This window comes from Ruegeria sp. G10 (genome assembly GCF_056533645.1).
The window spans coordinates 283,984-310,498 of the sequence record NZ_JBQFOQ010000001.1 but is presented as its reverse complement, the minus strand read 5'-3'; the positions used below and the strand labels follow the sequence as shown (position 1 = coordinate 310,498).

The following is a 26,515-nucleotide window of genomic DNA, read 5'->3' as shown; positions in this document are numbered from 1 at the left end:
CCTTACTCAACGATGACCAAAGGCGTACCGAATTCCACGGCATCGCCATCCGCGACGAGAATGCGCTTGATGGTGCCCGATTTGGGCGCGTGGATGTGGTTCATGGTTTTCATGGCTTCGACGATCAGCAAGGTGTCGCCTTCTGACACTGATGCACCAACGCTGATGAACGAGGGCGCGCCGGGTTCGGGCTGCATGTAGACGGTGCCAACCATGGGCGAGGTCACCGCGCCCGGGTGGCTCGCGGGATCATCGACAGCAGCGGGCGCTTCGGCGGCAGCAGCAGGGGCAGCGGCTGGGGCAGGCGCTGCGGCCGGGACGGCCACCTGAACCGGAGCGGCAACCGTCTGCGACATCCGGCTCACGCGGACATTCAGGCTGTCTTCTTCGCCATATTCGCGCTTGACCTGCAGCTCGGTCAGGTCATTCTCGCGCAGCAGTTCGGCCAGTGCCTTGATGAACGCCACATCCGCTTCGTGTTTGGTATCTGTCATGAGTGTCCTCGAAGGTTCCCCTATGGCCCGTCTGTTCCGTGCGGGCTTGGTCTGATTACGCAGGGTTATAAGGCATGGCGTCGGGCATGAAAAGCGTCGTTTGAGCCTACAATGTGGGGGGTTGCGGGATTTGCAGCACCGATCGCACTCAGAGCGGCATCCCCGAGAGTTTGGCCACCAATTCGGGCAGTTTGCGCGCGCCAAATTTCTCAAGCAGCCGCGCGCGGTAGGCTTCGATCGTGCGATAGCTCAGTCCCAGTTCGACACCGATTTCCTTGGCTGAAAGGCCCCGGCAGGACAGGATCGCGACCTCACGTTCGCGGGTGGTCAGTTCAACCAGAGGACGTTCTTCCGAGATGTCTGAAAAGCTCCAGACTCCATGACGGAACGGGTCATCTGGTGTCAGCGACCGGCCCCGTGCGCGGCACCAGAACAGATCGCCGTTGCGGCGGCGCATGACCCTCTCATCGGTGTAATAGCCGGTGTCGCGCATCACTTGGAGGCTACGTGCGCCGATCCGTTCCCAATCCGCCACCGATGGGTAGAGATGCAGCAGCGGCATGTTGCGATAGTCGGCCTCATCCCCGCCGAAGGTCCGCGCGAATTGCAGGTTGCAGCGACGGATGATCCGGTTTTCCAGCTCGACAAGGCCGATGGGGGCATATTCGAAGGCGGGGTCGCTCATGGCTTCATGGTGACGCGTATTGCGCGGAAAGAGAAGAGGAGGCAGCGGTTTCGCTTAGGGCTATTTGTTAAGGTTGTAAAGACACTTTGAAAACGCAAAGATAACCGTTAAAAAACACCGGGTAATTCTGCAAAATCGGACAGCGCTCCGAAAGGTTCAGCGGCAATGCGAGACACTCTGACCGGCAGCCGGATACGCGAAAGGCGGCAGATTTCAGGGCTGCGTCAGGCAGAACTGGCGCGGCAGGTGGGGATTTCGGCCTCGTATCTGAACCTGATCGAACATAATCGTCGCCGTATCGGGGGTAAGTTGCTGGTCGATATCGCAGCTGCCTTGTCGGTCGAGCCATCTCTGCTGACGCAGGGTATTGAAGAGACGCTGATTTCGGCCTTGCGCGAGGCCGCGGCAGATGCGGTGGGCCAAACAGCCGAACAGGACGCGCTTGAGGAATTTGCGGGGCGCTTTCCCGGCTGGTCCTCAGTTCTGGCGCAGACGCACCGCCGTGTGATCTCGCTGGAACGCACGGTCGAAACCCTGTCGGACCGGCTGACACATGATCCGCATTTGGCGGCGTCGATGCATGAAGTGTTGTCAACCGCCGCGGCGATCCGCTCAACCGCAGCCATTCTTGCAGAACCCGGCGAAATCGAGGCTGAGTGGCGTGACCGTTTCCATAGCAACCTGCACCAGGATGCCGAACGATTGGCGGAAAGCTCGAAGGCGCTGGTAAACTATCTGGATGACACCGGGGGGCAGGGGGATTTGCGCGGTGTGCCGCTGGACGCGGTCGAGGCGTTTTTCGCCGAGCAAGGCTTTCATTTCCCCCAGATCGAGGCTGGGGGCCACAGCGCCGACGTGCCGCTGGAGGCGCTGGAGTCATCCGCCGCCAGGACGGTGGCTGCCGATGTACTTGATCTCTGCGCATCGGATGCGCGTGCCATGCCGCTGGAACAGGTGCAGGCCGCACTGAGCAACGCAGAGATCGACCCCCTGGCGCTGGCCAACGCGTTTTCGGTCGATCTGGCAACGGTGCTGCGGCGGCTGGCCTTTTTGCCCGAAGGGACGCTGGCGCGCCCGGCGGGGCTGGTGATCTGCGATGCCTCGGGCAGTGTGCTCTTTTACAAACCGGCACCGGGCTTTGGCTTGCCGCGCCATGGCGAGGCTTGCCCGCTCTGGCCATTGTTCACGGCGCTGAACCGTCCTCTGGTGCCGATCCGCAAGCGGGTGGTGCAATTGGGTCGGACGGCGGCTGAGTTCGAGTGTTTTGCGATCGCGTGGCCTCAACCTGCCGAGGCGTTCGGGGATGAGCCGGTCTATCGATCTGTCATGCTGGTTTTGCCGGTCGAGGACACGGCGCAACCAGCCGCAAACGCGGCGCAGGCGGGCGCGAGTTGCCGGATCTGTCCGAAACGTGACTGCAGTGCGCGGCGCGAACCCTCGATCCTGAGCGAAGGGTTTTGACAGGTTCCCGAGACAGCGCTTAATCTGTGCTGGACAGGTGGCCGGGCGTGCGACCGGTCATGGGGAGGAATTGCAAATATGAGCCGTAAGGTTCTGCTGATTGAGGATGAGCCTAATATCACCGAGGCGATCCGGTTTCTGCTGACGCGCGAGGGGTGGCAGGTAGAAACCCATGCTGAGGGCACAGATGCGGTTCAGGTCGTTTTGGCGGCCCAACCCGATCTGGTCATACTGGATGTGATGTTGCCGGGCAAAAGCGGGATGGATATTTTGCGTGATCTGCGCGAACACCATGAAACACAGGGCTTGCCGGTTCTTATGCTGACCGCACGTGGCCAGTCCCGCGACCGCGAGATGGCCGAGCAGGCCGGGGTCAGCCGCTTTATGACAAAACCGTTCTCGAATGCCGAGGTTCTGACCGCGGTGCGCGACCTGCATGCGCAGGCCTCGCGGTCATGAGCCCGTCGGACGAGCGCAAGGAATCAGCGGGTTCCACCCGTCCGTCGCTGTTTCTGGAGCGTCAAAGCTATCGCCGCCGCCGGTTGGCGGATGCGGCAAGGCTGTTGCCGTTCCTGGGTGCTGCGATGCTGGCTTTGCCTTTGCTATGGCCCGATAGCTCGGGCGGGTCCGAGGCCGTGTTGCTGTCGTCGGCCATGTTCTACATCTTTGCCTGCTGGGGTGTTCTGATACTGATCAGCCTGATTTTCGGGTTTGCCGCCAGACGCATGGCGGCGCGTGAGAACGCCGAACCCGAGGCCGAGCCATGGCAACGCTGAATGTCCTCATTCTGGTCTGTCTGGGCTACGTCGTGCTGCTGTTCGGCGTGGCTTTTGCAGCGGACCGTCTGGCGGCTGCTGGCGGCGGCAGGTGGCTGCGCTCGCCTTTGATCTACACCTTGTCGCTGTCGATCTACTGCACCGCGTGGACATTCTATGGTGCCGTTGGCAGCGCTGCACGTTCGGGGCTGGAATTTGTGACCATCTATCTGGGTCCGACGCTTGTCATGGTCAGTTGGTGGTGGGGTCTGCGCAAGCTGGTGCGCATCGGGCGCAGCCAGAGGGTGACGTCGATCGCTGACCTGATCTCATCCCGCTATGGTAAGTCCAACACGCTGGCCGTCTGCGTCACCATTCTGGCGGTGCTGGGCGGCACGCCCTACATCGCTCTGCAATTGCAGTCGATTACACTGTCATTCTCGATCTTTGCCGAGGCGGATCCAACTGGTCTTTACCGTGAGGGCTCCAGCGTGTTCTGGGTGGCTGCCGGTCTGGCGATGTTTGCTATTCTGTTCGGCACCCGAAATCTGGACGCCAACGAACGCCACCACGGGGTGGTGACCGCCATCGCGCTGGAATCCGTGGTCAAGCTGTTTGCCCTGCTGGCGGTCGGCATCTTCGTGGTCTGGGGGATTGCCGGCGGGATCGGACCCATGATGGACCAGATCGATGCATCGGAGATCGGTCAATGGCGTGTGGATGCCGGGCGCTGGACCACTTTCATCTTCCTGTCGGCTGCGGCTTTTGTCTGCCTGCCGCGAATGTTTCAGGTGATGGTGGTCGAGAATGATGACGAAAGCCACCTGCGCACCGCCGCCTGGGCCTTTCCGCTGTATCTGCTGCTGATGAGCCTGTTTGTGGTGCCCATTGCCGTCGTTGGGCTGGACCTGATGCCGGAAGGCTCGAACCCCGACCTGTTCGTGCTGACCGTGCCGCTGTCGCAGGGCAATGACTGGCTGGCGATGTTATCCTTCATTGGCGGGTTTTCTTCGGCTACGTCGATGGTGATCGTGACCGCGATGGCTCTGTCAACCATGGTGTCGAACCATGTGGTGATGCCCATCTGGCTGAATACGCAAGAGGGCACGGGCTCGGTCTCGGGTGATGTGCGAACCATCGTACTGATCGCGCGGCGGGTCTCGATCGCGGCGATCATGGCGCTGGGTTATTTCTACTATCGCCTCTCCGGCGGAGGGGCGGCGCTGGCGTCAATCGGATTGGTGGCCTTTGCCGGGATTTCGCAGATTCTGCCCGCGCTTGTGGGCGGGCTGTTCTGGCGCGGGGCGACGCGGACAGGAGCGTTGGTTGGGCTGACCGTCGGATTTGTCTTGTGGATATACACGCTGCTGCTGCCGGGCATGGGCGGGGGCCTCATCCCGATCTCGGTCATCGAGAACGGTCCCTTCGGCTGGGGCTGGTTGCGCCCACAAGCCCTGTTCGGGATCGAAGGGATTGATCCCATGGTGCACACGGTCATGTGGTCGCTGTCGCTGAATACGATCGCCTTCTGTGTCGCCTCGATGCTCAGCTTTCCCAGTCCGCTGGAACGCCTGCAGGGCGCGCAGTTCGTGAACGTTTTTGATCACTCTGCTGCGCTGCGCGGCTGGACCGGTTCGGTGGCGCAAAGCGAAGATCTGATGATCATGACCCAACGCATTCTGGGCACCGCCCCGGCGCAGGAGTTCTTTCAGGCCGAGGCCGAGCGGCAGAAGGGCAGACCTGGACGCCTTCCAGAACCCACGCCGCAATTCCTGGAACGGCTGGAGCGCGAGCTGAGCGGCTCGGTGGGTGCGGCCACGGCGCATGCCATGATCGGGCAGATCGTTGGCGGTGCTTCGGTTTCGGTCGAAGATTTGCTGGCTGTGGCCGATGAGTCGGCGCAGCTGCTGGAGTATTCAGGTCAGCTTGAGGCAAAATCCGCCGAACTGACCCGGACGGCGCGGCAACTGCGCGAGGCGAACACCAAGTTGACGCAGGTTTCGATGCAGAAAGACGCGTTTCTAAGCCAGGTCAGCCACGAATTGCGTACGCCCATGACCTCGATCCGGGCGTTTTCCGAGATCATGCGCGATACCGACGGGCTGAGCGACGCAGAGCAGACCCGCTATGCCGCGATCATTCATGACGAGGCGCTGCGTCTGACGCGCCTGTTGGACGATCTGCTGGATCTGAGTGTGCTGGAAAGTGGTCAGGTAAGTCTGAACATGGGCGAGGCTACGCTAAGCCAGATCCTTGATCGTGCCCTGTCCAGTGCCCTGACGGGCGGTGAGAGGAAACTGACCGTTAAACGCGTGCGCCCGTCGGAACGCATCCCGCTACACACCGATTTGGACCGGCTGGGGCAGGTGTTCATCAACCTGATCTCAAATGCGCAAAAGTACTGCAACGCGGCTGAGCCGGTGTTGACGATCTCTGCCCATGATGTGGGCGGACAGGTGCTGATCGATTTCATCGACAACGGCAGCGGTATCCCGTTCGAGGCACAGTCGATGGTCTTCGAGAAGTTCGCCCGCGTCGGGTCGGACAAAGCCGGCGGTGCAGGTCTGGGTCTGGCGATCTGCCGCGAGATCATGCAGCGACTTGGTGGTGAGGTCGCCTATCTGCCGGGGCAGGGTGGTGCGGCGTTCCGGGTCAGCCTGCCGTTGGCTTACCAGCAGGCCGCGCAATAACATCCGCATAAAGATATTGGTAACGACCGCCGGGTTAAACCAAGATTCGAAACAGCGACTAACGGCGGTATCGGACGATGACGGTTCAAGCCAACGCAGCTTTGGCGCGCAAGCTTTCGACAGGGCAGGATCGGGTGGTTGAGCCAAGCCGGTCAATCCTGCGCGCTTTGCGTCTGGGGCTGGCGCGTGCCGCGGGTGAGGGGTTGGGGTTACCTTTGTCAGTGATCGGGGCGAAGCAGGGCCACCGCGCACAGGCCGAATTGGCGGACAGGTTGCCCGACGACTGGTTGCTGCTGCTGTTTGCGTCCGGGCAATCGGGGGCTGCGGCAGTGTGTCTGAACGCCGGATGTGTCGGGGCCATTGTGCAGCAGCAGACCATCGGCATGGTGACACCTGACACCCCGGCCGAGCGCGCATTCACGGACACCGACGCGGCCATGGTCGCGCCATTGCTGGAAGACATGATGGCGCGTGCCTGCAGGCTTGTTGATGCGCCCGAAGATCTTGCCAGTCTTTCGGGATATGAATACGCCTCGCGTCCCGAGACCGTGCGTGCCCTGCTATTGGCGATGGCGGATGAGAGCTATCAGGCCATTGATCTGACGGTGGAACTGGCTGGCGGAACACGTCAGGGAGAGATGTGCATCCTACTGCCCAACCCTGCGGCCGGTGATCAGAAGCAGAGCGCGTCAGAGACCCCTATTGGCCGCAACTTGGAGCAAGCCTCGGGGGTAATGCGGGCCGAATTATGTGCAGTGCTCAGTCGCGTGTCGCTGCCGCTGACCAGCTTGTCGGGGTTGTCTGTCGGGGATCAACTGCCGCTGAGCCGGGCGAAACTGGATAAGGTTGAAATCGTGACCATTGACCGGGGCCGGATGGCTGTTGGTCGACTGGGTCAATGCGGTGGAATGCGTGCAGTTCGGATCAACGAAGATCGGGGCATGACAACCTTGCCCCCAACAGAGCAGCAGCCGTTCCTCGCAAGCCGGTCCGGTCCTGTTCATGCACAAGCGCCGGAGGACACCGGTGACAATCTGGGCGCGCTAACCCCCCTCGGCGACACCAAAGAAGGGAGTGATGCCTCGCCGATCGACGCGGTGCAAATTGTTTCCGAGATTTCGCAGCTCGCTGGGCTTTCAGAAATGGATGACCAAGGCTGATCGCTTCAGCTCTGTCCGCGCATCTGGTCCAGTGCCGGACGGAGGTTCTCCAGCGCGTATCCCGCCTTGCTGGTCGCATCCAGAATATCATCCGTCGTCAGCCTGTCGCATTGACCCAGCGCCCAAACGACAGAGCATCGTGTGCCGGATGCACAATAGGCCAGAACCGGCCCGCTGCAGCTTTCCGCCATATCGCGTTGCAGGGCAACGTTTTCGGGGGTCATCGTCTGGTGCGTCAGCTCAAGCACCTCATATTCCAACCCGGCGTCCCGGACGGCCTGACCGATGGCATCGGATTGCTGGTCCGGGGGCACTTCGGAATTGGGGCGGTTACAGATCACCTTGACAAAACCTGCCTCGGCGATGGCTGGCACGTCCTCAATCTTGATCTGAGGCGAGACAGCGTAGCGGGGGGTAATCGGTCGAATCTCCATGACAATTGCTTAGGCCGGGTTTTCCATCCTGTCCAGTTGCGCCCCCACCATTGGGGCGGCAAACATGCCTGCGATCATAGCGATCAGGAACACAATTCCGCCAGTGCCGCCATAACTCAGCGATGCCATGGCCGGACCGGGGCACAAACCTACCAGTCCCCAACCCACGCCGAACAACACGGAGCCGACGATCAACCGCCGGTCAAGCTCGACCCGGGGCGGAGCGGGGAACGTGCCACCGACCAGTGGTGCACCGCGGCGAGTCAAGCGCCATGCAACCAGCATGGGCAGGATGGCACCGCCCATGACAAAGGCCAGCGTCGCGTCCCAGTTGCCGAAAACATCGAGCCAGCCCTGCACCTTGGTCGTATCGGTCATGCCGGAGATCAAAAGCCCTGTCCCGAACAAGGAACCGGCCAGAAATGCAAACAAGTTGCGCATCAGATCACCCCCAGGCCATGGCGAAACGCCGCGACGGTCAGACCGCCTGCCAGGATGTAGAACACAGTGGCCACGATACCCCGCAGCGAGAAGCGGGAAATGCCGCAAACGCCATGCCCGGAAGTGCAGCCATTGGCGACGCGGGTTCCCACGCCAACCAACAGCCCTGCCATGATGACCAGCGCCAGATCGCCGGTCAGATGGGTTTGCGCCTGCGGAGCGATCAATGGGCGCAGCAAAAACGGCATCCCGATCAAGCCGACCAGAAAGGCCAGCCGTTCCGTCATCGCGCTGCGGTCACTGCGTACCAGCACGCCAGCAAGGATACCGCTTGCGCCCATGATGCGCCCATTGCACAGCAGATACACGGCTGCGCCCGATCCAATCAAAAGTCCTCCGGCCAAGCCCCAGAGCCAGTCGATATGCATTTCCGGTTCCTCTCTTATCCGGCAGTCATAATTTGTTGACCGGGAGTTTCATGAACACATCGCCATTGTCATCTGCGGGCGGCATCTGCCCGGCGCGCATGTTGACCTGCAGCGAGGGCAGGATCAGACGTGGCATCGATAGCGTTGCATCGCGCGCGTCGCGCATTTCGACGAATTCTTCGATGCTGCGGCCCTGTCCGATGTGGATGTTCAACGCCTTTTGCTCGCCGACCGTCGTTTCCCAGGCATACTCATCCCGGCCGGGCGCCTTGTAGTCATGGCCGACAAAGATGCGCGTCTCATCGGGTAGCGAGAGGATCTTCTGGATCGAGGCGTACAGATCCGCGGACGAACCGCCGGGAAAGTCGCATCGCGCGGTGCCGAAATCGGGCATGAACAGCGTATCACCCACGAAGGCTGCATCGCCGATCACATATGTCATGCAGGCAGGTGTGTGGCCGGGCGTATGCAAAACATCGCCGCGCATCTGACCGATGTGAAAGCTGGAGCCTTCGGCGAACAGTGCATCGAATTGGCTACCGTCACGCTGAAATTCGGTCCCTTCATTGAAGACTTTTCCGAACGTGTCCTGCACGGTCACGATGTTCTCACCAATTCCGATTTTCCCCCCCAACTTTTGCTGAAGATAGGGCGCAGCCGACAAATGATCGGCGTGGACATGGCTTTCCAGAATCCAGTCGACCCTGAGCCCATTGGCCATGACATGATCGACGATTTGATCCGCCGACGCTGTGTCCGTGCGCCCGGAGGCGTGATCAAAATCCAGTACGCTGTCGATGATGGCACAGGCCTGACCTTCGGGTTCGCGCACAACATATGACACAGTGAAGGTCTGTGGATCGAAAAAGGCGTTCACGATAGGGGTCATGTGGTCCTCCGTCTGGGCAGATTCACATATTGATAGCGGAATGTGACGCAAGTGCCAAATCACGAGTTGATGTCTGTCAAGGCAAGACGCGTGTAATTTGTATATCCTTTAGGCGACCCGCAGCGTATCGCCGGTTTTTGCGGTGTCTCGGCAAGAATTTGCGATACGTTGATCAAGTCTCATGCTGATCTTATTTCTGTTACCTATATCAGGCAAAGTGACACCAATTGGGAGGATGCAAAATGACTGCTCAGGACCTTTACACCGAAGCGGAACGCCTTGAACAAAGGCTTTGTGGCGCATGTCTCGATACCCGGTTGGAATTGCAACCCAGTGTCAGCAAGGTGATCGACAAGATGCGTGCGCGGGGCGTTCAGATTCCGTCACGGTTGCGGCGGCTGGATGCGGCTCTTGCCGAGGATGCACTTGAAGCGCGCTTTGACAACATGCCCGTCTGATCGGTTGGTCATCCAAACGAGATCCCGAGGATGACCAACATCAGTCCAATGACAGACAAGAAAAGAGAGGCGAGGTTCCAGGGAAGTACCGCTTGAACCGCGGCGCGCAGTTCATCATCACTCAGACCAGATCGGCGCGCCTTCATTACGCGTAAGATGCACCAGACAAGCCCGACCAGCCCGGCCAGAGACAGGGCGGCCCCGCCCCAGACGATCATGTCGAACATGGTTTCCACACTCATCCCTTAAAACTGAGATCGCGCTTAGCGGATCGCGGCGTGCCAGACAAGCCTGCCATCCCGAATGCGCGCTTGCGGTTGGGCGGGCGGCAATGTATCCGGCGTCCTGCCCGCCTTCCGGGCATCTTGTTTTTCAGCCCTTGGGAGAGACGCAGATGGATGACATCACCGAAGATCAGGCCGCCGCCAATTATCGCGTAACCGCAGGCGAGTTGCGCCAGTTCATTGAGCGGTTCGAGCGTCTTGAGGCGGAAAAGAAAGATATCGCTGATCAGCAAAAAGAGGTCATGGCTGAAGCCAAGGCGCGTGGCTACGACACGAAAGTGATGCGTAAGGTTGTCGCTTTGCGCAAGCGTGACAAGGATGACATTGCCGAAGAAGAGGCGGTGCTTGAGATGTATAAAGAAGCGCTGGGCATGTAGCGCGCGCCGTTACGGCCGCAGGAACCTGATATCTGGCATGGTTTGCAATCGTGCCAGATCCTGCTCGTAAAGCTCGGTAAACGCCGCCACGACATCCTGATCCCAGCCGGGCAACTCAACCTCTTCCTCGATCTCATGCGCCAGGGCATGGTCGCGGAAGATGGTGGCAAGCGCCTCTTTTATAGCGGGGTCATTGGGCGACAGGTCCTGTTGTCTGAGGTCCTGTATCTGTTGGCGGCCGGTCTCGGATACAAGCGACGACAGCAGTTTGTATTCGTTACGCAAGCGCAAGTCCTCTGGCAGCCTGGCCAAGGCGCGGACGATTTCACCTTGCAGTAGCGGCGAGTCTTCGTTGCTCCACAACGTTATCTTTACATCTGGTGCCAAATCCCGCAGGTCTTCGATCACGCTCAACCAGCTCAGACAGCTCAGGTCCGTTGTTGCCAGAATCCTGTCCCGCTCGGGCTGGGAAAGTGACATCAGGACCTTCGGAATATATGTGCCGGGATTGCGCAGTGCGACAAACAGCTCGATCTGAGCGTCCGCGAACAGCTGATCCATCAATGCAATGCGCTTTCCGGCGTGCGGATAAAACTGCCCGTCCATGATGGTGGTAGGGTTTTCGCCCAGATATTCGGCGCGATACAGGATGGCGCGACTGATCTCTCGATCATCTGGTGTGATGGTTTCAAACTTGGCCAGAGTTTCCGCCTCTGGGGGTCTGTCGCCGATCACCCCTAGCGCGGACCGGAATATGTTCTTGTAAGCCCGGAAGCCCCAGAACGCCGCGCCGTTGCCGTGAACCACCGCGGCATTTGCCTTGAGTAGCCTGAGCACGTCGCCTTCATCGGTAAAGCGCGTACCGGCATGGATGGCCACCTGCATTGTCGTCTATCCTTCCATACGGTACGAACCGGGTCGGGTTACAATTTGCACCGAGCGTGGTCAAATGCCTAACATGGGGCACCCGAGGGGCATGCTGGCAAAAAAACAACCCGGTGTTAAGATCAGGCAAAAATTCTGTCTTGCAGTTGCCGGGCCAACGCATTAATCGGCATCCAGTGCCCCTATAGCTCAGCTGGTAGAGCAACTGATTTGTAATCAGTAGGTCCGCGGTTCGAGTCCGTGTGGGGGCACCACTAAATCAATTATTATCTGTTATAGAACAAATAATTAGGCAGAGGTTGTTTTGTCTTGGCCCCACTAAAGGCCCCACTGGCTGCCTGCCATACCTTGCTATTCCTCAGCATTCCCAAGAATCACAAAAGCGCCCCAACCGGAGCGCTTTCGTTTAGGCGATATGTGAAGGGATAGACCCTTTCATTCCGCCCCTGTCATCAATCTTGTATCGCATCCCATTCCGCCAAAGCGTGGTCGAGACATGCGCGGGCCATACGAAGGCGGGCTTCGTTGACCTTGGCCCATCGTGGTTGTCTTCTGCGCTTGCGTGCGCCCCTGACCATGCGGCCAGCGAATAACAATAGATCCTCTGTCGGGATTAGGGGGACCAGAGCGGCCAATTCCTTGTCCGACGGGGCTCCTATGACGCCTGTTGTGTCTTCAAGAAACGGCATTCCAGGCAAGTGCAGGACGTCGCCTGTGGTCAGCTTCACACTGCTCATGGCTGCAGCCCTCCCGATATGGATAGGTTGCCGGAGGTAACGTGCGGAATCGTCTTGTTGGATGTGTTCATTGGTTTTCTCACTGGATTTGGCTGTTCAAGGCCCTACCAGCGGCGGGCTGGCACCGGGACGTTGAACACTTGCCAGTGAGACAAGCCGGATGTTTTTCCCCGCAAGGGGGTCTTGTATGGCATCCGCGTCCCGGCATAGCATACCGGTGGACGCGCTGCCGCCAAGCAGCCGTCTAGCACTTCGACCGCCCTACGCGCCAACGTAGGAACCCATTGGTCCGGGAATGCGGTCTATCACTGGTCCGGGTGTTCAAGCCCGCTGACACGCTACACCCAAAGCACAGATTTGCGCAATGGCCCTTCGGGGCCTGCTGCGTTTCGTCCCGATCCGCATGGCGAGCGACTTCCAAGGGCTGGTTTGCAGACTTCCATGGATGGGACTGAGAGTTGACTTTGCTTGCTTATCCCGCTGGGTTCGGTGTGTTTGAATGAGAATGAGTTTTGGCAATGGATCAAGATGGTGAAGGTGAAATAGAGCTTTCCACGGGAAGTTTCATCGTAACGACCCATCCTGCGATTGTTCGGCAGAGGCACAACCGCGCTATGCAGCTTCATTCGGGCGCGCGCTACTTTGCGGATCAACTAAGTAAGGTTGAGGAAGAATTCTGCGAGTCTGAGTATGGGCCACATGCCGACCAAGCGACTTGGCTTTTCACTGCATCGATACTTAGTTCAGTGGCCTGCTTGGAAGCCAGCTACAACGAGACCGTTGAAGATCTTGAAGCAGATCGAGATGTCTTCTATTCAGTTGATCGCCTGCGCTTACTGGACAAATACAACCTGCTGTTACGGTTCCACCAACGAGAAGGGATCGACAAGACGAAAGACCCCGCGCAGTCAGTTACTTTGGCGATTAAGCTCCGCAACGCTATCGCACATTTTAGGCCGGAGTGGGACGACGACGCGAAAACGTCTATCAAGTTAGAAAAAGCTCTTAGGGGTATGGATAGCCCGCTGATGCCAGCAACTATGCCCTTCTTTCCCATGCGATGCGCTAGCGCAGAACGTGCAGAATGGGCCGCGAATGCGACCTTCGAGTTTGTGCGCGAAGTCCGGAAAAGCCTTGGCCTTGCATTCGAATGGCCGACTAAATGATCCGCACCTGTGGACTGTCCGCAGACGGGCAATAGTGCGGGTGATCTTGTAGCGCTGATAGGCGGGCAGTAATCTCACTCTGAAACAAATGGACCAATTGAATGAAAGCCGTATTTGACAAACTATTCAAAGGCACACCCCGGGAAAAGCTCTCAGCCTTTGTCACCATCGAAGACATTCTACCAAAACTGCATAGCCTGGATCACATGGTTAAGAGTGACTTTGAGGCATTTGGGCAATGGCTTTCAGAATTCGATTCTTGGGACGAAAACCAAAAGTCGCGTTTCTTTCGCAGGGCGTCCGCTGTTCAGACTCACGCCGAGCTGGCGGGATTAGTTTATGACGAAAAGGGCCAAAAGGTCCGATAGTCGCGTCCCGATATGGGCGGCAATCGACTTCCAGCAGCCGGCAGAGAGACTTCCACAGACTTCCCAAAACACCGCATGGCGCGCGCACTGACTGGACTAAAATCGGCAATAACTGCCGATACCATGGCCGCAACACGACGCGGGGTGGGGTTTTGTATATCTCTCCCGACCTATTAGCGCTCGGTATGGTCAAAACACTCGGCTGGGGACACACCCGTGCGCCGTAGCATCAAAGCAAGTCAACCGACTGATAATGCAATGTAATATTTGGTCCCAATGCCCCGACTTATGGAGGGGGATACGACGCGGGGTGGGGTTATCCCCTCTCTCTCCGAAGAATTAGAGGAGGCAAAAGGGACCCAAACTAAGGAAAATTCCAAGGAAAATAAGGTCGATTCCTTGGTCCATCGTCGCGCGATATTGCCGAAAAAGCCAATTTATGTGGGCCAAATAGCGCAAGAATGAGCCCGGATCAGGCTGATAAGTTGTGGTTTCGTAGAGAAGTAGGCCCTTTTTAGCCAAAAATACGGGGCGGTCAGTGATACCGCACAATCGCACAAAATGCGGCTACGTTTTTCGCTGTGTTGAAAGTCGGATAGTCCCGGCTGGACGCCGGTACGACATCCTTGTAGCAAAACGAACGAGCCAGCTAGGAGTGAATGTCTTGCGGAAAACCGTTGCGCTAGTCCTGATTGCCTTAAGTGGATGCTCCGGCAGCCAAACTTCTGTCGAGCAACCCAAATTGGTATCACCGTTCCAAGATAGGCCAAACGAGCAATTTACGTTCCAACACGAGATAACTATCGTAAAAGGTGACGTTCATCATTTCGAAGAGGACGGAACGAGGCTTCTATATCACTATGTTCCCGCTACGACGATTGTTGACTCAAATACCTACGTAATCTCGGTATCCCCTCAGAATGGTCTCCGTGATTTTGTGGACACTAGCTTTGACGCCAAAAGCGATATCAAGGGCATCATTATGTCTGCTGAAGCCTATTGTGCCGAAACAGGTTTCAGGCGAGTAGATAATGGCGCCAGTATTTGGGTTGGCAAAGGCAAGTTTGCACTTGTGGAATTTTGTGTTCCTCCCGAAGTTTCATTGCCCCCAAGTTATAAGAGCGGCGACCGAGTGCCTCGCTGACAAGCCAGACGCATAGATTGTTGGGTTGATGGAAAGAAGGCAGCCCGACTTGTGTGTGTAAAAAAATGGCTCCCCACCCGACGGTCCCCCCGGTAAAATAATCCGGAGCATTGGGACCAGATCAGACAACTAGGCAAAACTAGAGGTTCGAACTACATCGACAGCCATTTGCCGATTTGTGCCTTGTCCTGCGTCTCTTGCTCAAGAACCTCGGTTTCAACGTACTTGCTGCGCCGTTCCTCGATGCAGGCTTTGAGGATCTGGGCCAGTTGGTCGGGGGGGATTGCTTCACACTGGACCGTGCGCGTGCCATCGAAGGACCGGCGGTCGGTCTTCTTGGGTGGCGCGCTTGGCAGGCCCATGGCTTCGATCTGGGCCGGTGTTACGGCAAGACGGGTAAACACAGGTTCGAACGGGCCGATCCGCCTGACCATCGCTGTCACGTCCTCAGCAAGGGCTGAGAACAAGTGTACGCCGCTTGGGTCGTAGTCGCCCAGGTGCAGCACCTCTGGGATTGCCGTGTGGTCGCTCATTTCATACGCCAAGTCGTGCTTTGCGGTCAGGCTGTCGAAGCCACCCGATGACAAGACAGGCACGCCATAGGGACGCGCTACAGCCGCCAGCATGGGCACCATGCCCCCGGCCTCGCACATGACCCACAGACGGCGCTCCTGCCCCTTCTGGCGGTCAAGCCGGTAACTGTCTGCCGTGTTTGCAACCGCGGCCTTGAAGCCTTCCACGCCGCTCCATGCGGTCGGGCTGATCCGGGTCACGCCATCGTCGCGGATTGCAGAGAATGGAATGAGACCAGCACGGCGGCCGCGATTGAACGTCTCACACAACCGGGCGTAGCTCTGTTCGGTCTTGTCGAAGCCGTATTGTCCGACAAGGCGGTAAAACACCTGCCGGATCGTCAGGGGCAGATAATCGGCGTATTCGTCCAGCACTTCACCTATCTGATCCAGCAGTTCATGCGTGCGGCCCTGTGGGCGCCAAGGGGCAAATCCTCTGGGGCGGGTCATGCCTGTGCCTCCACTTGCTTTGATGGTTTAAGGGGGACAACGCGGTACATCGGGAAGTCGTTGCCTTCGGCCCAATCCAGATAGAGCCTGCGCCCGATCTCTGCCGCAGGCAGGGGTATCTCGGTCAGCTCATAGGTGAACAGGGAACCCGTGTCCGCGGCGCGGCCCTTTGCGCGCCCGGTGACCACCAGAAAGCCTTTGGCCTGAAGATCGTAAATCGCATATTCGGCAATCTCGTGATCGCATTTCATGCGGGCCGCTGCGATCCGCGCGGACATGCTCATTTCGCCATTGTTGTTTTCAGGCCAGTACCATTCGAATTTGAGCCACGGATAGAGGATTCTGGACGGTTCCCATAGAGCGCGCCATGCCGGGCAGAATACCAGTTCGTAATGCGCGTCAGTTGGCATGGTTGGTTTCCCATTTTCGGGTTAGGCCGTTCCACACCCTGCCGTTCGGGCCGTGTCGGTCCCACTCAGATAATCGCCGCCACTCGTCCAAACTGACCACCTTGCCGGTCCATGTGCGGGGTCTGCCACTGGATGTAGTGCCTTGTGGCGTATCTGGGGCAGCCTCGCCCGCATGATCTGGCTTCAATCCACTATCCCGACAACCAGCAGAAACCAGCAAAAAGCCATCGGAGCCTTTGTTTATTGGCCCATTTTCTGCGGGCAATGGACCAGCAGAAACCAGCAAAAAGTCCGGATCCGAGTGCACTTGCACCCTTTCTGCTGGTTTTTGCTGGCTGGGGGCTTTTGGCAAGGCAACCTTATTTTTAAGGAGGTTTACCCTTTCTGCTGGTTTTTGCTGTATGTCGGTAAGAGGATTCCAATCGTCCTCGTACCTGCGTGCCAGATCAGACCAACGTCCCATGTTATGCCCCCAGCTTATGATTGACTGCATAGACGACTGATGGACGCCCACCGGTTTCGGTTTGCACTTCGCGTAACCAGTCAGCATCCAACAGAACGCGCAGCGCGGCCTTAACTTCTTTGGCGGATGTCAGACCAGCGCGACTCCGGTTCTGGATGTCTCGAACCTTAAAGTGGCGCGGTCTCTCGGTCTGAATAATCTGAGCAATGATCTTCGCACCTTGAACCTCAGGAGCCAGTTTCGCTGCCCCGTAGGCGCGATATGCGTGGTGTCTGAGATAATCACCCACAAGGTCGCAGGCGCGGCCTACGTGGTGGGTCTCGATGCTAGAGGGTGGCGCGTCAATCGTGCTGGCTGCCCAATCGAGATGAGCCAAGACGCAGGCGACCCGGACCACTAGCCCTGGCATCTTGCCGATATGGCTCTTGAATAGTCCGCTGGCTTCCGCCTCCCATTTCCTGACCTGCTTACGGAACTCCTGCAAGACGCCCGCCGCCGGTTCACTGAAATGAACAAAGAAGGGGCGGTCATTGGCTTCTTCGTCCTGCGCGGGGCGTAGTGACCGTAGACGCGCTATGGTGTTGAACATTCTGGCTTCATCTAGTGGCGTTGTAGGCCGCGCAATTGGAACTGGATCGGGGAACACGACCATGAACCGGGCCAACAAGCCGTCATCGCTTGTCTTGATGAGCAACTCAGATAACTTGTCAGGCTGCGTCCCGCCAATGATCGAAACGCTCAGATGATCAACAATGATCGGTTCCGGGCTGTTCTTGCGGTCGATGGTGTAGCTGCGCCCGCCATAGGCTTCTAACCAGAAAGGACGGTCACCGCCGCCGTTGTAGCGGTCCATACTCGACAACCAACCGGAAAGCTCGTCCCTCGCTAACAACAGCCCTCGCCATGTCGATGCCAGCAGGTCAGCCACCTTTTCAGTGGTGATATCAGTGATGCCGATGCGCTCACGCACAGGCGGCGGTCCCGCGTCAGCCTCGTCAGGCTTTGCGGGTGGCTGATCGCCATCCGCTACAGCGGCAGCAGCATTCTTCTTCCATTGCGTTAGAGCGAAGGAAGCAAGCTCGTTTTCGGCCTCCCACTTGTCGCGCGCTTGGCGGTACTCCTCAGACAGAGTGCGCTCGAACTCCTTTATCGGATCAAGGACACTATCCAGAGCCGGGCTTTTGCCCGCTGAGGGATCGCCGACCAGCATGGACCAAAGAACTGGCGGTTCTTTCCAGCCATCCCAAGGCACGGCCCAACGTGAGTTGCCAATTGCTGCGCTGGCGGCGCTCAGGAGGGTCAGCGCTACGTAATCAACAGGGACGTTCTTCACCTTTGCTGCGTCTCTGATCCAGTCTGCCCACGACCCGTACACATGGTCAAAGTCCTGCTCTGCCATCACGGGGGCTGCTGGCCTGATCGGCTGGCCGATGTTCATGTCGGGGTCCGGCCACTGAGTTATCGGATCGAAGGCCACGATGTTGGGGTTCAAGGGATCGGTCATGTTACGCCTCCTTCTGCCCGGCGCACAAAACATCGTTCCAGTCGCGGCCTTGAGGGGCAGGCAGAAGGGACACGTCCCAGCCAAGGGCAGAGGCCCGAGACGCCAGCGCATTGCCCGCTTCTGCGCCCGCTGTGTCGCCATCCGTTGCGATGACCAGCTTGCCGTGTGTCAGGGGTAGGTTCAGGGCCTTCATTCCGGGTGTTGAAAGGGCTGCCCAGACAGTCGCAGGCCCGCTTAGCAAGCCAGACAGCAGCGATAGGCCGGTCTCGATGCCCTCGCATACCACAAGCGGCCCTTTTGTATCTGACAGCGCCACGGCACCGCCGGAACACGGCCCGAGCATCATCTTCGTGTTCTTCTGAAGGCGATTGCCTTTCTTGTCGAAAAACGTCCGGTGAACCCCGCCGGTCGAGACGTTGGCCACCATCGCCATGCACCACGATGTTGACGGGCCGTGGAACAGATCCGGGGCAAAGCGCAGGGACGACGGCAGGGGGCAGGTAATACCTCGACCCCTCAGATAAACCTCTGCCTTGGTGCCTTCGATTGGGCGAGATGCTTCCCAAAGGCCGCGCGCCTGCCTGAGTTTGTTGGCTTCGTATTCAGCGCGCTTTTCGTCGGCCTGCCTTTGTGCTTCAGGGTCAACGTGCGTCCGGCCAGTCGGGATATCTGCGGCACTGGCAATGTCCGCAAAGTTGCACCGGCCCTTGAAGCAATACAGCAGCAGCTTGCCACCGGATTCCGTGATTGAAAGGGCCTGTTGATCACGGCGGCGCTCAGGCTGGCAAACCGGGCATGGCGCAGAACCGCGCCCAGCGCGCCAGACGCCGCCAAGGTTGAACGTGAGGGCTTCTGCACTGGTTTGAGAGTTCATGGCATGACCCCCACCAGCTCCAACGGATCGTAATGGCCTGCACCATGGATCGCCTCCACAACCTTACCGTTCTTATCCAGAATGACGCGGCGCGGATCGCAGGTGCAAATCCGTTCGCGGGAATAGATCATGCAGCCGGAATCGTGCTGAACCTCAATCTTAAGTAGCTTGCCCCTACGGGTGTGCCTGCGAAGTGCGGCTATCCATGCGCGCCGTGCTTTTCGGGCACTCATGTCGCACCCCCTTGGCGCAGCGGGTGGTTGCCATCAAAGGCTGCCCCGTGCTCGTGCATCCAGTTGCCCATGTCTTGGATCGCGCCCTCTATGGCCGGTGCGACCTCTGGATGGGCTTCCAGTCGCTGCATTAGGAATTGCAATTGGACAGACGGATAATCACCCGCGCTGCCCATCACCGTCTTGGTGAGTCTGTGCCAATTTGTGCTGCTCATATTTGCCTCTGCATTTGCAGGGCAGGCGCAATGCGGCTAAGATTGGGCTGTTGATCGTCCCTAAATCTTGTCGCCCGCGCCTGTGCCTGTCAGGTGCGGGTTTCTCGTTAGGCGGCGGGGCGCTGTTGCAGCCACTCGGCCAACACGCTCTCAGGCCAGGCAACGGCCTTTGTGCCGAGGCGCACGGGCCGTGGAAAGTCGCCCTTGTCCATCATGTCGTAGATGGTGCTGCGGCTCAGGCCGGTGATTTGCTCAACTTCGGTGCGGCGATAGTGCTTTTCCAACATATCTGTTGTCTCCTGCATGAATCGGAACATGCGGGAAAGGTAAGTTGAGATCAGGACTTCAAGAACGCACGCAAAACAAGCAAAACGATAGTTGGGTTTTGCGTAGGCTTTTGCTCGTTATTGCGCTTTAGAGTTTAGTCGCTTCTAAGTCCAAGAGCACGCTTAACTGTGTCTACTGATGTTCCGACTCCACATTCGGCTTCGATCAGAACGCAAACCTGCTTCCATGTTGCATTGCCTTTGCCGTTTGGAAATACGGCGTCAAATGCTTGCCTTACAATTTCAGTTTTTGCAGGTCTACCGATTGTAGTTTCTATCTCTTGTTCCGAATAAGTAGCAGACAACACATCTGAAACTGCCTGTTCAATCAGATTTTCTAATCCATCCTCTTTAAGGCATGGTGAGAAACCATCAAACGCTTCAATATTCTGCAAGAAGCCAACGAATGATGAAGTCTGTTCATTAATTCGGATAAGTCTCCTGCGCGCCTTCTCAGCGAATTTGCCTGTCTTTTGATTTTCAGGGCGTCGCGCGACTCTGAATTCAGCCCGAAGGTTCGATTTCCTTTCTTCAAGCCTTGTCGCTCTAGTCTTCGCGCGTGAAACACAAACCAAGCCAGTCCCGTGATTGATGTACCAAAACCCCTGCATGGCGTTTCCAATTTCATCTTCACTAGATGAAAACGCAGCCAATTTTCGAGGAACTCGGAACAAATCGCCCTCAAGAGAACATACGTGAAGTCCCGATTTTGCGCGCGCAAGAACTAGGTTGATGGCTATCGCCTTCTTTCCCCCGATATCATATTCACCATCTAAATTAGCGCTGTTTTGAAGTATCGAGCTTCTAACCAGATCGCCAATTTCAAATATCGACACAAATCCTTCTGGTGCAAACATCAGCCAATCCTCACAATTTCAGCTTGTTTCTGGGTCACGAAATCCGCCCACCGCTGCATCAGCACCCGGCGCTGATCGAGGTGATCCGTGCGGCGGTAAGCGCGCTCTACCGTGCCGCCGACAACATGGCCCAAGCACGTCTCAGCAACCTCGTGCGGCGTGTTCGTGGTCTCTGCGACCCAATCCCGAAAGCTGGATCTGAACCCGTGCGGGCGAGAATCCATGTCCCTGCGTTCCATCAGGCGGGCCATAGTCGCGTCGGAGATGACCCCGCGCTTTGGGCTGGGAAACAAATAGCCGTCTCGGGCCTGCGTGCTGGCCTGCTGGATGACCTCAAGCGCCTCATCCGACAAAGGAACCCTGAAAGCCTCTGTGGCCCCCTTGCGCCCCTTCATGGCCTCCGCTGGCACGGTCCAGATATCCCCGTCAATCTGATCCTCTCGGATGAACCGGATAGGGTGAGACCGAACTGCAGTCAGGATCAAAAGGCGCAAAGCCAGATGCGTTGAGGTTTGCTCATCAAGGCTTGAATAGAAGGCAGGCACCTCTTTCCACGGCAAGGCGGAAATATGCTGTTCCTTGTGCCTCTGCTGCCCCAATAGGGCGCGGGCCTTGTCGGTGGCTTGCAGATCGACATCCAAGCCCAGCGCTGCCGCGTGTTTGAGGCAAATGCCCAACCGGTTCAGTGCCTTTTTGGCGGTCGCCGCCTTGGTGTGCCAGATCGGTTTGAGCGTGTCGCGAATGTCGATCTGATCAATGTCAGCAACCGGCAGATGCCCAAGTCTCGGCAGGACGTGAAGTTCCAAGGGCGAGAACCAGCGACCAGCCTTGCCATCGCCCTTAAGCTCAGCCTTGCGGGTCTCAAATGTATCCTCGGCAATGTCCCTCAGGATATGTAAATTCCGTAAGGCCTCGCGCTTTTCCTTTTCGCGCTGCTTGATCGGGTCCAACCCCTGCATGGCCACGGCCCGCCACTTCTGTGCATCGTCACGTGCGGACCTTAGGGTGATATTAGGGTAGGTCCCCAACCCCATTTCCCGGCGGCGACCTCCAATGGTGAAGAAGAAAAGCCACTTGCCGCGCATCACATCGCGCTTGTGTAGGTACAGCCCGCCGCCGTCCCCATACTTGCCAGCAGGGGCGGTTTTGATCTGTGCTGCGCTCAGCTTGTTCAATTCTCTCATTCTCTGGCCCCACTTACAGCCCCATTACTATATTTGGTATAGGAAGGATCATTGTGGAACAAGTGGGAATGTTATCAGAAAGCCATATCTTTGATTTATTTGATTGTTTTTCAAAGTTGGGAATAGGGTGGAACAACTCGGAATAGGTCTATGGTGCCGTGTGGGGGCACCATAACATCCGCTAAGCCATTGTAAGACATCAGCTTTATCTCAGGATGGAGCTACCGTAGAACATGGCGGAGAACAAAACTGCACCTCACTCATTTGTCAAAGATGGCGTCTTCTACTTCGTGCGACGAGTCCCGAAGGACCTGAAGCAACACTATACGTCGTCAAAAATCTCATACTCACTGAGAACCAGATCAGCTTCAGTTGCAGCATCGCGGGCTACAAGAGCTGCACAACAGCTTGACGAATATTGGTATCACTTGAGCATCAAGGACAGCGAGCTACCTGGCAAACACATGCTTCGACTGGCGCAGAACGCCAATGCTGCTCCCATGTCGTTGACTGCATCTCCCAGTATGCCGGAGACGGTCAAGCTATCGGAGGCTGTGGCCATATACCTTAGGCTGAAGGGCCATGATCGTCCCGTCACTTTCCACCGCGCGGCAGAACGCTCTTGCGGTTATGTCATCGACGTTTGCGGTGACAAAGTCATCACAAGCTACAGCAAGGCGGATGGCGACGCCTGAAGACAGCCGGAAGCTCGCGTAAGGTGCCGCTGGTAGGGGCATCACTCTGCAGATGCATCCAGAACCAGAACAGGAGCCAGGTCTTCTGGCAGAAGTGTCTTGGCAAGCACGGCGACACGCTGACTGCCCCAACCAGAGGCGAAGCGACCTCCCCGAAGCCGAGACAGAAGCATCTGCTGGGTGGTGAAGAGGACACGTGCCTCACCGACCGGCGTCGATGACAACGCATTGACCTCCTCGTCACGGGTCAGCACAGCAAAGTCGACCTCATCCAACCCAGCATCTTCAACGATCCTCTCAATCTCAGCCTTGCGCGACAGGCAAACGAGGACAGCAACGTCTTGGTGAATATGAGATCGCATCAGCTGTCGTAGAAAGACGATCAACGACGTGGTCTTTCCCATCCCAGGGTCGAGGCTGGACACATAGACACGGCGTTCTGCAGACCCCTCCGCCATATCAGCCATGGTCTGGATAACGCTATGCAATGCGTTGTGGTGGTTGTGGGAGAGGTCTTGCCCGTAATGGTGCAGGGTATTGACGACCTCGTTCATGGTCGACGTGGTCAGGTCAGCTGAAGCAGTATCGCTTCTATCATAGCTATGTAGAGAACATACCAGTTCGGCGGCAGGGTGAGAAACATGCGCTGTATGGTCAGCAGTAGATTCAAAAGCATGTGCATGTGGCATGGGATACCTGAGGATGTGGTGAAGCGCGTCGAACTCGGCGAACATGGTCATGCCGTCGTGCAGGCCGTTGGCCGTGGTGCCACCCGTGGATGTTCTGGCGGCAAGTGCTTGCCTGGTGACGTCTACATCATCGCGGCAGCGGGGTCTGGCATCGAAGCTGCACTCCGAGACTGGTTCCCTGGGGCGACGGTGAAGCGCTGGTATCCTGCCAACCGTCCCGCTCTTACTGGCAAGGTCGCCCAAGCCGCCGCCTTCATCAAGCAGCGCCTGAAAGACGACCCAGTTGGACCCATCCTGTTCCAAGAAGTCATGGACCATATCGGCTGCAGAGACAGGAGCAACTTCAACAGGACCGTTCGTGGCAACGAGCTGTTCAAGCTATGGCTGTCAGACAAGGGTTTGGTCGAGGTCAAGCTACCGGGCACCCGAGGCAAGGCAAACGCGTTCCAAGCCGAACTACCGCTCTTTGCGGCTGCTGGTGTCGAGTTGCCCCCGGATGTTCAGGGGTCAAAAATCTGAGCGCCCTACCCATAAGGTGCGCATCGGCGTTTTCCCCCGGTGGGGTGGGTCTCCCCCGCCCCGCTTCAGGGACATACCGTAGGAGTCCTGAGGAGTCGCTGTGGACGCCTCTCGATACGGCTGGGTGCATTCCCGCCCTTCAAGCAGAACGACCCTCTCAGGCTCTCTCAGAGGCTCTCAGCCACCGTAGAACATACCGTAGAACACGCGATGCCTGTTGACGGGGATTCGCTGATGCTGATACCCCTGTTTTTGCTGAGGCTTTCGGCTGATGCGGTGCCTGTAGGGAGACCTGAACAGCCGTGTGGGGGCACCACGTTTTTCCTGCCAAACTCTCAGATCGTTCCCGAGCGCGTTTTCGAGGCGTGGCGTAGCAAATGCTCCTGACCATCTCGGAGTCTGATGACGTGGCTAAGAATCTCTGGCAAAGGGGGAGATTTTTGAGGCGAGACGTGCTATGATTCCACTATGCCTGAAAGGGCACCTTTAGGGGAGCAAGCCATCGTCTCACAAATGGTAGAGAGTGAAGATGGCGCGAGGGGCTGGATGAGGGGGTCTTGGCCAGCCCCTCTCTCCTAGGGGGTGTCGGAGCGTTGAAAACGATCCGTTGAAGTCAAACTAACACCTGTCTTTGATATCTGAAATTGGGGTTTTCCCTTAGTCAGAGATTTGCTGCCTATAGGTGGCGCTGACTTTGTTTTTGGTCTCGATAGAAGCCCTACGGTGCTTGAAGGGATCGCCGCCATCGGGCGCCCGCTGTCGTACTGGTCGGTGTGATCGCTACAGCTTTCTCAAGTTTGTTTTGAACGCATGTGAACTGCATCACTGATAACTCTGACAATATGCGTCAGAAGAGAGGTGTTAGTGAGTGAGCGCCTCTTTTTTGTTTCGGGCGTTTGGTTTTTCATAATCCTCCCTTTTTAATAGGGCGCGCTGTGATCAGGCGCGCCCTTCTTTTTCCCAACAGCTCAGGATCGGTGTTCGGAATGGGTCAGACAGGAAACCCAAGCCGCTTGATCAGGGCCCAGATGTCAGTGTTGGCTGTCGAGAGACGGGCAACTACATCCTCGATTTCGCGCATCGCGTCATCGTCCACGGTGTCTTCGCGCCCAAGTTTGATGTCTGTCTTGCGGTCTGCGATACGCATCAGGATGGTTTTGGGATTTCCGCTTTCCTGATCGAAGGAATAGATGCAGTGGTTGTATTTGTTTCGGATCGACGACAGGCGCAACAAGCGTTGTGTATGTTCCAGGATCGGATCGCGAATCTCGGCAGGGCGACCCTCCATCTTGGCGAGGCGCTCGACAAGATCGATGCGTGCGCGGGTCGTGTTCAGGGTCAGAAAGATGATGACGGCGACGTCTTTGTTGGCTCCGGTCAGCCCGGCGATCAGATGGATCAGCAGGCTTTCCGTATTCGTCCACATATAGTTCAACCGGCCGACCAGAAGGATCAGCCGGTCAAACCGCGTTTCGAAAGCCTCATCCAACTGAGGCATTGCGCGTCTCGTTCGGTGCGACCTCGAAATAGAAATGGGCGGCTTCGGTCCGGTTGCTGACATCAATCTTGCCCGAAACGTTGTGCATGTGCAGTTTCACAGTGTGTTCGGTGATGCCCAGCTTGGCGGCGATTGCCTTGTTGCTTTTGCCTTGTGCAACGAGTCTCAGCACCTGTTTCTCGCGGCGGGTGAGTTTGGCGTAAAGCAGCAGTTTCTCGGGCGCGTGTGTCCGGGTGGCTGGCTGGTTTTCAATAGAGGTTTCTGCGGTCGCCTGTTTGGCTGCAACGCTATCTGCCAGGAAACAGGGCAGGTGCAGTTCTTCGTGCATCAAGAGGCGCAGAATGGCGCGCCAGACATCGGGCGCGACGTTCATGGGAAGGTACCCGATATTGCCGAACTGGTCGCGCGGCCAGTGTTCAAACAGGAATCTGGCCGAACTTTTCTTACGGTATGCGAACGCCAGACAACCGTCTTGCGCCAGCTTTGCGTAATCGCCCGGGCGGGTCAGCAAATCCTCTATCAACATCTGGTCGACCACGATAATACGTTCGGCCGGCGGCGCAGATCCGCTCTCGCTCAGAAGCGCGTCGATCGTTTCGTAGCGCGCCGCTACGACGCCGAATTCATTCTGGACACTTCTGAGAGTTTGGTTGGAATAGAATAATTCCTTACCGATAAATGTGATCGTCAGGTCTTCTGGGTATTCAATCTGACCACGGGAGTCATCTTGCAATGAGGTCTTCATTGTCCTTCCCCCACTAATAAACGCACCACCTGCTGAAGGTCTAATCGGGTACAGATTCAGATGGCGCCCAACGGTAACTAAAATCTTCAAAATAGAACTTCATGATAACTTAAAGTTCGAATTTCAGCAATAGAACGCCATGCTTCGGTGCTGTGCCATAGAACTTTCGGTTAGTATTGGATTTTGTCGATATCCGTTAATTTATTGCTTTTTATAAATAAAATACTGACAAGGCCGAAATTTGCTCGTTTTTCCTCCGAAATGCCTTGTCTAAAGGCGGTTTCTGAAAAAACCATTATTTAAACAAAGAGTTGCCACATTTAGTACTTTCGGCCAGCTATTCACCCCCCCCCATCGCTGCGACCATGATCGCGCTTCAATTGAAGAAGCATCTTTGAACCTGACATGCCCGCGGCCGCTTATTC

34 protein-coding genes and 1 tRNA gene are annotated in these 26,515 nt (G+C 57.3%); 13 read left to right on the top strand and 22 right to left on the bottom strand.

What is annotated here, in order from left to right:
• Window positions 1-2: 2 nt before the first annotated feature.
• Window positions 3-494, bottom strand: a complete 492-nt coding sequence (gene accB / locus ACR0KM_RS01505; protein ID WP_480819461.1) for an acetyl-CoA carboxylase biotin carboxyl carrier protein — start codon at window positions 492-494, stop codon at window positions 3-5.
• A 148-nt stretch (window positions 495-642) separates the two neighbouring features.
• Window positions 643-1,179: a LuxR C-terminal-related transcriptional regulator gene (locus tag ACR0KM_RS01500; protein ID WP_480819462.1), complete on the bottom strand. Its 537-nt coding sequence runs from the start codon at window positions 1,177-1,179 to the stop codon at window positions 643-645.
• A 165-nt stretch (window positions 1,180-1,344) separates the two neighbouring features.
• Here ACR0KM_RS01500 and ACR0KM_RS01495 point away from each other — a divergent pair, with 165 nt between their 5' ends.
• The 5 genes from ACR0KM_RS01495 to ACR0KM_RS01475 all read left to right on the top strand — a co-directional run bounded on the left by ACR0KM_RS01495 (window position 1,345) and on the right by ACR0KM_RS01475 (window position 7,245).
• Window positions 1,345-2,640, top strand: coding sequence for a helix-turn-helix domain-containing protein (locus tag ACR0KM_RS01495; protein ID WP_480857010.1), 1,296 nt, complete (start codon window positions 1,345-1,347; stop codon window positions 2,638-2,640).
• 78 nt (window positions 2,641-2,718) lie between these two features.
• Entirely contained in the window at window positions 2,719-3,099 is a 381-nt protein-coding gene (locus tag ACR0KM_RS01490; protein ID WP_480819464.1) for a response regulator transcription factor, read from the top strand.
• Window positions 3,096-3,416, top strand: a complete 321-nt coding sequence (locus ACR0KM_RS01485) for a hypothetical protein (protein ID WP_480857012.1) — start codon at window positions 3,096-3,098, stop codon at window positions 3,414-3,416. Before ACR0KM_RS01490 ends, ACR0KM_RS01485 begins: the two co-directional genes overlap by 4 nt.
• On the top strand, window positions 3,404-6,085 hold the full coding sequence (locus ACR0KM_RS01480; RefSeq protein ID WP_480857014.1) for an ATP-binding protein: 2,682 nt from the start codon (window positions 3,404-3,406) through the stop codon (window positions 6,083-6,085). Before ACR0KM_RS01485 ends, ACR0KM_RS01480 begins: the two co-directional genes overlap by 13 nt.
• A gap of 77 nt (window positions 6,086-6,162) precedes the next feature.
• Complete coding sequence (locus ACR0KM_RS01475; RefSeq protein WP_480857015.1) at window positions 6,163-7,245, top strand: FliM/FliN family flagellar motor C-terminal domain-containing protein; 1,083 nt, start codon at window positions 6,163-6,165, stop codon at window positions 7,243-7,245.
• Between the two features lie 5 nt (window positions 7,246-7,250).
• Here the strand turns inward: ACR0KM_RS01475 and ACR0KM_RS01470 are convergent, their stop codons facing one another.
• From ACR0KM_RS01470 to ACR0KM_RS01455, 4 genes are read right to left on the bottom strand one after another with little or no spacing between them, the layout of a single operon-like run.
• Window positions 7,251-7,679, bottom strand: a complete 429-nt coding sequence (locus ACR0KM_RS01470; protein ID WP_480857017.1) for a protein tyrosine phosphatase family protein — start codon at window positions 7,677-7,679, stop codon at window positions 7,251-7,253.
• A gap of 9 nt (window positions 7,680-7,688) precedes the next feature.
• Complete coding sequence (locus ACR0KM_RS01465; RefSeq protein WP_480857019.1) at window positions 7,689-8,120, bottom strand: DUF6691 family protein; 432 nt, start codon at window positions 8,118-8,120, stop codon at window positions 7,689-7,691.
• Complete coding sequence (locus tag ACR0KM_RS01460; protein ID WP_480857020.1) at window positions 8,120-8,548, bottom strand: YeeE/YedE family protein; 429 nt, start codon at window positions 8,546-8,548, stop codon at window positions 8,120-8,122. The genes ACR0KM_RS01465 and ACR0KM_RS01460 overlap by 1 nt, the downstream gene beginning before the upstream one ends.
• A gap of 25 nt (window positions 8,549-8,573) precedes the next feature.
• Complete coding sequence (locus ACR0KM_RS01455) at window positions 8,574-9,437, bottom strand: MBL fold metallo-hydrolase (RefSeq protein ID WP_480857022.1); 864 nt, start codon at window positions 9,435-9,437, stop codon at window positions 8,574-8,576.
• A 242-nt stretch (window positions 9,438-9,679) separates the two neighbouring features.
• Between ACR0KM_RS01455 and ACR0KM_RS01450 the strand changes: the two genes are divergently transcribed.
• Window positions 9,680-9,895 (top strand): hypothetical protein, encoded by a 216-nt coding sequence (locus ACR0KM_RS01450; RefSeq protein ID WP_480819472.1) that lies wholly within the window; start codon window positions 9,680-9,682, stop codon window positions 9,893-9,895.
• Between the two features lie 8 nt (window positions 9,896-9,903).
• Here ACR0KM_RS01450 and ACR0KM_RS01445 read toward each other — a convergent pair whose 3' ends face one another.
• Window positions 9,904-10,122 carry a hypothetical protein gene (locus ACR0KM_RS01445; RefSeq protein WP_480819473.1) on the bottom strand — a complete coding sequence of 73 codons (219 nt, stop codon included), beginning with the start codon at window positions 10,120-10,122 and terminating at the stop codon, window positions 9,904-9,906.
• 167 nt (window positions 10,123-10,289) lie between these two features.
• On the opposite strand from ACR0KM_RS01445, the gene ACR0KM_RS01440 reads away from it, so the two are divergent.
• A complete protein-coding gene (locus ACR0KM_RS01440) occupies window positions 10,290-10,556 on the top strand; it encodes a DUF2312 domain-containing protein (protein ID WP_480819474.1) in 267 nt (88 codons plus the stop codon).
• A gap of 9 nt (window positions 10,557-10,565) precedes the next feature.
• Here the strand turns inward: ACR0KM_RS01440 and ACR0KM_RS01435 are convergent, their stop codons facing one another.
• A complete protein-coding gene (locus ACR0KM_RS01435) occupies window positions 10,566-11,441 on the bottom strand; it encodes a hypothetical protein (RefSeq protein WP_480857024.1) in 876 nt (291 codons plus the stop codon).
• A gap of 178 nt (window positions 11,442-11,619) precedes the next feature.
• On the opposite strand from ACR0KM_RS01435, the gene ACR0KM_RS01430 reads away from it, so the two are divergent.
• Window positions 11,620-11,695 (top strand) — tRNA-Thr (locus ACR0KM_RS01430).
• A gap of 198 nt (window positions 11,696-11,893) precedes the next feature.
• Here the strand turns inward: ACR0KM_RS01430 and ACR0KM_RS01425 are convergent.
• Window positions 11,894-12,178: a hypothetical protein gene (locus ACR0KM_RS01425; protein WP_480865369.1), complete on the bottom strand. Its 285-nt coding sequence runs from the start codon at window positions 12,176-12,178 to the stop codon at window positions 11,894-11,896.
• A 518-nt stretch (window positions 12,179-12,696) separates the two neighbouring features.
• On the opposite strand from ACR0KM_RS01425, the gene ACR0KM_RS01420 reads away from it, so the two are divergent.
• The 3 genes from ACR0KM_RS01420 to ACR0KM_RS01410 all read left to right on the top strand — a co-directional run bounded on the left by ACR0KM_RS01420 (window position 12,697) and on the right by ACR0KM_RS01410 (window position 14,856).
• Entirely contained in the window at window positions 12,697-13,344 is a 648-nt protein-coding gene (locus ACR0KM_RS01420) for a hypothetical protein (RefSeq protein ID WP_480857026.1), read from the top strand.
• Between the two features lie 101 nt (window positions 13,345-13,445).
• Entirely contained in the window at window positions 13,446-13,712 is a 267-nt protein-coding gene (locus ACR0KM_RS01415; RefSeq protein WP_480857028.1) for a hypothetical protein, read from the top strand.
• Between the two features lie 664 nt (window positions 13,713-14,376).
• Window positions 14,377-14,856: a hypothetical protein gene (locus ACR0KM_RS01410; protein ID WP_480857029.1), complete on the top strand. Its 480-nt coding sequence runs from the start codon at window positions 14,377-14,379 to the stop codon at window positions 14,854-14,856.
• Between the two features lie 152 nt (window positions 14,857-15,008).
• Here ACR0KM_RS01410 and ACR0KM_RS01405 read toward each other — a convergent pair whose 3' ends face one another.
• The 10 genes from ACR0KM_RS01405 to ACR0KM_RS01360 all read right to left on the bottom strand — a co-directional run bounded on the left by ACR0KM_RS01405 (window position 15,009) and on the right by ACR0KM_RS01360 (window position 21,944).
• Window positions 15,009-15,878, bottom strand: a complete 870-nt coding sequence (locus ACR0KM_RS01405) for a hypothetical protein (RefSeq protein WP_480857031.1) — start codon at window positions 15,876-15,878, stop codon at window positions 15,009-15,011.
• The gene (locus tag ACR0KM_RS01400; RefSeq protein ID WP_480857033.1) at window positions 15,875-16,288 is read right to left on the bottom strand and encodes a hypothetical protein; all 414 of its coding nucleotides are present in this window, start codon (window positions 16,286-16,288) and stop codon (window positions 15,875-15,877) included. Before ACR0KM_RS01400 ends, ACR0KM_RS01405 begins: the two co-directional genes overlap by 4 nt.
• The gene (locus ACR0KM_RS01395) at window positions 16,278-16,751 is read right to left on the bottom strand and encodes a hypothetical protein (protein WP_480857035.1); all 474 of its coding nucleotides are present in this window, start codon (window positions 16,749-16,751) and stop codon (window positions 16,278-16,280) included. Before ACR0KM_RS01395 ends, ACR0KM_RS01400 begins: the two co-directional genes overlap by 11 nt.
• 1 nt (window position 16,752) lies before the next feature.
• Window positions 16,753-18,255, bottom strand: coding sequence for a YfjI family protein (locus ACR0KM_RS01390; protein WP_480857036.1), 1,503 nt, complete (start codon window positions 18,253-18,255; stop codon window positions 16,753-16,755).
• Between the two features lies 1 nt (window position 18,256).
• A complete protein-coding gene (locus tag ACR0KM_RS01385; protein ID WP_480857038.1) occupies window positions 18,257-19,129 on the bottom strand; it encodes a DUF7146 domain-containing protein in 873 nt (290 codons plus the stop codon).
• On the bottom strand, window positions 19,126-19,362 hold the full coding sequence (locus ACR0KM_RS01380; protein ID WP_480857040.1) for a hypothetical protein: 237 nt from the start codon (window positions 19,360-19,362) through the stop codon (window positions 19,126-19,128). Before ACR0KM_RS01380 ends, ACR0KM_RS01385 begins: the two co-directional genes overlap by 4 nt.
• On the bottom strand, window positions 19,359-19,577 hold the full coding sequence (locus tag ACR0KM_RS01375; protein WP_480857042.1) for a hypothetical protein: 219 nt from the start codon (window positions 19,575-19,577) through the stop codon (window positions 19,359-19,361). Before ACR0KM_RS01375 ends, ACR0KM_RS01380 begins: the two co-directional genes overlap by 4 nt.
• Before the next feature lie 107 nt (window positions 19,578-19,684).
• Entirely contained in the window at window positions 19,685-19,882 is a 198-nt protein-coding gene (locus tag ACR0KM_RS01370) for a helix-turn-helix transcriptional regulator (RefSeq protein WP_480857044.1), read from the bottom strand.
• Between the two features lie 116 nt (window positions 19,883-19,998).
• Window positions 19,999-20,760 carry a hypothetical protein gene (locus ACR0KM_RS01365; RefSeq protein WP_480857045.1) on the bottom strand — a complete coding sequence of 254 codons (762 nt, stop codon included), beginning with the start codon at window positions 20,758-20,760 and terminating at the stop codon, window positions 19,999-20,001.
• On the bottom strand, window positions 20,760-21,944 hold the full coding sequence (locus tag ACR0KM_RS01360; protein WP_480857047.1) for a tyrosine-type recombinase/integrase: 1,185 nt from the start codon (window positions 21,942-21,944) through the stop codon (window positions 20,760-20,762). The genes ACR0KM_RS01365 and ACR0KM_RS01360 overlap by 1 nt, the downstream gene beginning before the upstream one ends.
• A gap of 233 nt (window positions 21,945-22,177) precedes the next feature.
• Here ACR0KM_RS01360 and ACR0KM_RS01355 point away from each other — a divergent pair, with 233 nt between their 5' ends.
• Complete coding sequence (locus ACR0KM_RS01355) at window positions 22,178-22,639, top strand: DUF6538 domain-containing protein (protein WP_480857049.1); 462 nt, start codon at window positions 22,178-22,180, stop codon at window positions 22,637-22,639.
• 41 nt (window positions 22,640-22,680) lie between these two features.
• Here ACR0KM_RS01355 and ACR0KM_RS01350 read toward each other — a convergent pair whose 3' ends face one another.
• Window positions 22,681-23,379 carry a hypothetical protein gene (locus tag ACR0KM_RS01350; protein ID WP_480857050.1) on the bottom strand — a complete coding sequence of 233 codons (699 nt, stop codon included), beginning with the start codon at window positions 23,377-23,379 and terminating at the stop codon, window positions 22,681-22,683.
• On the opposite strand from ACR0KM_RS01350, the gene ACR0KM_RS01345 reads away from it, so the two are divergent.
• A complete protein-coding gene (locus tag ACR0KM_RS01345) occupies window positions 23,347-23,847 on the top strand; it encodes a hypothetical protein (RefSeq protein ID WP_480857051.1) in 501 nt (166 codons plus the stop codon). The two genes, ACR0KM_RS01350 and ACR0KM_RS01345, sit on opposite strands and share 33 nt — an antisense overlap.
• 991 nt (window positions 23,848-24,838) lie before the next feature.
• On the opposite strand, the gene ACR0KM_RS01340 is transcribed toward ACR0KM_RS01345, so the two are convergent.
• A complete protein-coding gene (locus ACR0KM_RS01340) occupies window positions 24,839-25,345 on the bottom strand; it encodes a hypothetical protein (protein WP_480857053.1) in 507 nt (168 codons plus the stop codon).
• A complete protein-coding gene (locus ACR0KM_RS01335) occupies window positions 25,329-26,180 on the bottom strand; it encodes a response regulator transcription factor (protein ID WP_480857055.1) in 852 nt (283 codons plus the stop codon). The genes ACR0KM_RS01340 and ACR0KM_RS01335 overlap by 17 nt, the downstream gene beginning before the upstream one ends.
• Between the last annotated feature and the right edge of the window lie 335 nt (window positions 26,181-26,515).